Raw genomic sequence first — 5,121 nt, 5'->3', positions numbered from 1 at the left:
GACGACACCACCCCGTCATCCACCACCCCCGCCGCATGCACCACCGCACGCAACGGCCACGCCCCACCAACCCCCTCCAGCACCAACTCCAACGCATCCCGGTCGGCCACATCACACGCGGCGACGGTGACCTCGGCGCCCAGTTCGGTCAGCTCATCACGCAGTTCAGCCGCCCCGGGAGCGTCCAAGCCCCGCCGAGAGACCAGCAGCAGATGCCGCACCCCATGCACCGCCACCAAATGCCGCGCCACCAACGCACCCAACCCACCGGTACCACCAGTGACCAACGTCGTCCCATCGACCGGCCAGGCCGCCACGGGCTCCTCGCCAAGGCGGGCCCGCTCCAGTCGGGGTACCCATGGCCGGTCACCGCGGATGGCCACTTCCGGCTCGTCGCCGGGCAGCGCCGAGATCTCCAGGGAGCTCAGGTCCGGCTGTGCGGCAGCCCCACCAGCGGCTGCAGCGGGCCCTCTCGTCCGCACCGGCTCCAGGTCGACCAACGTGATCCGGTCGGGGTGTTCCTGCTGGGCCGCTCGCACCAATCCCCAGACCGCCGCGCCCGCCGGGTCCGGCGTCTCTCCGTCGGTCACGGCGACCGCGCCCCGGGTGGCGACCAGCACGGGTCGCGGGTCCTCCTCGGCCAGCCGGTCCTGAAGCTCCGCCAGCACCGCCCCAACGCGGCGCCGTATCCTGTCCGGCAGGTCACCGGCGTCGTCGCCGGCACCCCCGGTGGCGTCCACCACGGCGGCGCCGTCACGCAGCGCCGCCTCTCCCCCGTTATCGGCGGCGGAGGCTCCGGTCAGCGGTCGCCACACCACCTCGGTGAGCCAGCGCGCCACCGACGCCGCGGTCGGCGCCGACGGATCCGTCTCGGCCACCGGCCGGGATGCCACCGTCTCCACGGTGGCCACCGGCCGGCCGGCGGGGTCGGCCAGGTCCAGCCGGAACCCAGCATCCGGCTCCGGGTGCAGCCGTACGCGCAGCGCGGTGGCGCCGATGGCGTGCAGGGTGACGCCGTTCCAGTTGAACGGGATCAGCGGGCCGCCCTTCCCGGGGCCTTCCCCGGCCAGCAGTGCTACGTGCGTCGTCGCGTCGAAGAGGGCGGGGTGTATGCCGTATCGGGTGGTTTGTCCGGCTTGTTCGGGGAGGGTGATGTCGGCGTAGAGGTCGTCGTGGTGTTTCCAGGCGCGGGTGAGGCCGTGGAAGGCGGGGCCGTAGGCGTAGCCGTGGTCGACCAGGCGGTCGTACAGGTCGGTGGTGTCCAGTGACTCAGCGCCCGGCGGAGGCCAAGCCTGACTCAACTCCATCGGAGTGTCTTGAGCAGTGGCGGGGGTGGGAGTGAGGGTCCCGGTGGCGTGCCGAGTCCACTGCCCGTGGTCGTCCTTGGAGTGGATGGCGATCTGACGTCGGCCGTCTTGTCCTGGTCCGGACACGGTGACCTGCACGATGACGCCGCCGCTGGTGTCGCTGCTTCCGGTGTCGCTGCTTCCGTTAGCGCTACTGGTGCCGTGGGTGGTGTGGTGGTGGGTACCGGGGATGGGCAGGGGGGTGTGCAGGGTGAGCTCGTCGATGGTGGGGCAGCCGACCTGGTCTCCGGCGCGCAGGGCGAGTTCGACGAAGGCGGTGCCGGGCAGGATCGGGGTGGCGTTGATGGCGTGGTCGGCCAGCCAGGGTTGGGTGGTGGTCGATAGGCGGCCGGTCAGGATGGCGCCGCCGTCGGGCTGCTCCACCACCGCTCCCAGGATGGGGTGGTCGGCGGCGGCCTGGCCGAGGGCGGCCGGGTCACCGGCGGGGGCGGGTTGCAGCCAGTAGTGCCGCCGCTGGAAGGGGTAGGTGGGCAGATCCAGATGGCCGACCCGAACCCCGGCCGAACCGGCCCGTCCGGCTGGTTCGGCTGGTTCGGCCGCGGTGGTTCCGGTGGTCGCCGTGGTTCCGGTGGTCGCGGTAGTTCTGGTGCTTTCGGTGGTCGCGGTGGTCGCGGTGGTCCAGGACGGCCAGGCGGTCCAGTCCACACCGGTGCCACACGTCCACGCCTGGCCCAGCCCGGCGACCAGTTGCGCGGTCTCGTCCCGATCGCGGCGCAGCAACGCCACCACCGATGCAGGCGCTGCGTCCTTGCGACCGCCATTGACAGCGCGGACCTCGGCGTAGTCGCCGTTCCCGCGGTCTCCGTCGGCACTGCGGGCGTCGGCGTGTTCGTGGTTGCCGGTTTGGTCGTGGTGGGCGAGGGTCTGCTCGATCATGGGGGCCAGCTGGGCGTCCGGGCCCGCCTCGATGTAACAGCCGACCCCCTGTCCGCGCAGGGTGGCGATGGTGTCGGCGAACCGCACCGGCCGGCGGACGTGCTCGACCCAGTACCCGGGCTCGGTGACCTCTTCGTCGGCCAGGTCACCCGACAGGTTGGACACCAGCGGCAACTCCGGGCGACGCAACGACAGCCCCGCCACCACCCGCTCGAACTCGGCCAGCATCGGCTCCATCAACGGCGAATGGAACGCATGCGACACCCGCAACCGCCGCGTCCGGTGCCCGTTCTTGCGCGCCCACTCCACGACCTGATCCACCTGATCGCCGGCGCCGGAGACCACCACCGAGCCGGGTGCGTTGATCGCGGCCACGGCCACCTGGCCGTAATCGGCCAGGACCGGGGCGATCTCCTGCTCGCCGCAGCCGATCGCCGCCATCGCACCACAAGACGGCAACCCCTGCATCAACCGCCCACGAGCAGCCACCAACCGGCACGCATCCGCCAAATCCAGAACCCCCGCCACATGCGCCGCAGAGATCTCCCCCAGCGAATGCCCCGCCACGAAATCAGGCCGCACCCCAAGCGACTCCAGCAGCCGGAACAACGCCGTCTCCACCGCGAACAACCCGGCCTGAGCGAACACCGTCTGATCCAGCACCCCACCAGCACCAGACACACCAGCACCAGAATCGCCGCTAACACTCGTGTGGCTGATCCCACCGGCCTGGCCGCTCTTGCCAGCCTCGCCGATCCCGCCCGTCTGCCCGATCTCGCCACTCAGGCCAGCCTCGCCGGCCTGACCGGCCTCGCTGGTCCGACCGGCCTCGCTGGTCCGACCGGCCTCGCTGGTCCGACCGTTCTGGCTGGTCTGGCCACCCTGGCCTTTCTGGCTTCTGTGGCTCGCCTCGCCGGACTGACCGTTCTGGCTGGTCTCGCCGGTGTGGCCGGTGTGGCTGGTGTGGCCGAGGATGATCTCTCGCAGGCTCGCACCACCGGCCAGGCCGGTCACCACGCCGGCAGCGTCGACGGAGGTGAGTTCGACCTCCAGCAGCGCGCAGGCCTCATCGAAAGCGCGGGCGAACACCGGGAAAGCCGCATACAACTCCCGGCCCATCCCCACCCGCTGAGCACCCTGACCGGAGAACACCACCGCCACCCGACCAGGCCGCACCCGACCCACCACCGAAGATGACTCCACCACTTCAGCGGCCAACCCCGGAACCTGCGAATCGTCGGAAGCCAGCGCCCGCAGCCGGCTCAGCAGACCCTCCCGGTCCGCCGCCGGCAGCACGGCCCGGTGCTCCATGGCGGCCCGACGTGTCAGCGCGGCGGCCACCTCCATCGGACCGGCCGCCTCATGCCCGACGACGAACTCCGCCAACCGACCGGCCTGCGCCCGCAACGCCGCATCGCTCTTGGCCGACACCACCACCGGAAGTACGGGAAGCGCGGCGATGCCTTCCATCTCGGTGGTGGCCGCGTCAGGGACGGCAACTCGTCCTTGGGTGGGCTCCTCGTCGTCACCCACCGCACCGGCCACGATCTCCGCCGACGGCACGACCGTGCCGGCGGGGACGTCCGACGGCTCCTCGGCAGGCGGTTCTTCCAGGATCACGTGCGCGTTGGTGCCGGAGATGCCGAACGACGACACCCCCGCCCGGCGCGGCCGATCCGCGTCCTTGGGCCAGGGCTGAGGTTCGGTCAGCAGCTCCACCGCGCCACCCGACCAGTCCACCTTCGATGAGGGGGCGTCCACGTGCAACGTCTTGGGCAACAGTCCGTGCCGCATCGCCAGGATCATCTTGATCACACCGGCCACCCCGGCCGCCGCCTGAGTATGCCCGAGATTGGACTTCACCGACCCCAGCCACAACGGCGACCGCCGACCCTGACCATAAGCCGCCAGCAACGCCTGCGCCTCGATCGGATCACCCAACGCCGTACCGGTGCCATGCGCTTCCACCGCATCCACATCACCGGCCGCCAACCCGGCCACCGCCAGCGCTTGAGCGATCACCCGCTCCTGCGAGGGACCGTTGGGGGCGGTCAACCCATTGGAAGCACCATCCTGGTTCACCGCGCTGCCACGCAACACCGCCAGCACCCGATGCCCACGACGACGCGCCTCAGACAGCCGCTCCACCACCAGCACACCGACACCCTCGCCCCAACCCACCCCATCAGCCGCCTCCGCGAACGACTTACACCGCCCATCAGCAGCCAACCCCCGCTGCCGCGAAAACTCCACGAACGCATCCGGCGTGGCCATCACCGTCACCCCACCGGCCAGCGCCAGATCACACTCCCCGCTCCGCAGCGCCTGCGCCGCCAAATGCAACGCCACCAACGACGACGAACACGCCGTGTCCACCGACACCGCCGGCCCCTCCAGGCCGAACGCGTACGAGACTCGCCCGGACACCACACTGCCCTGCGTTCCGGTGGCGACCAAGCCCTCGGCCTCGGGTGTGGCGACCGCGCCGGAGCCGTAGTCGTTGGCCATCACTCCGGTGAACACCCCGGTCGGGGTGCCGCGCAGTCCGGACGGGTCGATGCCGGCGCGCTCCAGGGCCTCCCAGGAGGCTTCCAGGATGAGCCGCTGCTGGGGGTCCATTGCCACCGCTTCGCGGGGGCTGAGTGCGAAGAACTCCGGGTCGAAGTCGGCGGCGCCGGACAGGAATCCGCCGGCACGGACGTATGACGTTCCCGGGTGGTCGGGATCCGGATGGAACAGCGATCCCAGGTTCCAGCCTCGGTCGGTGGGGAAGCCGGTGATGCCATCGCGGTCGTCGACCAGGAGTTGCCACAGGTCGTCGGGGCTGGTGACCTGACCGGGGAAACGGCAGGCCATCCCGACAACGGCGATCAGGTCA

Annotated in this window: 1 protein-coding gene; it reads right to left on the bottom strand. The window is 70.9% G+C overall.

Features of this window, described 5'->3' with window-relative positions; translation table 11 throughout:
- The coding region (locus tag ACFQSB_RS40000) for an SDR family NAD(P)-dependent oxidoreductase (protein ID WP_417774572.1) at positions 1–5,121 on the bottom strand (5,121 nt) is incomplete at both ends.

The sequence above is a fragment of the Sphaerisporangium rhizosphaerae genome, assembly GCF_042665155.1.
In the GTDB taxonomy this organism is placed as follows: Bacteria; Actinomycetota; Actinomycetes; order Streptosporangiales; family Streptosporangiaceae; genus Sphaerisporangium; species Sphaerisporangium rhizosphaerae.
This window is presented reverse-complemented; position numbering and strand designations above follow the sequence as displayed.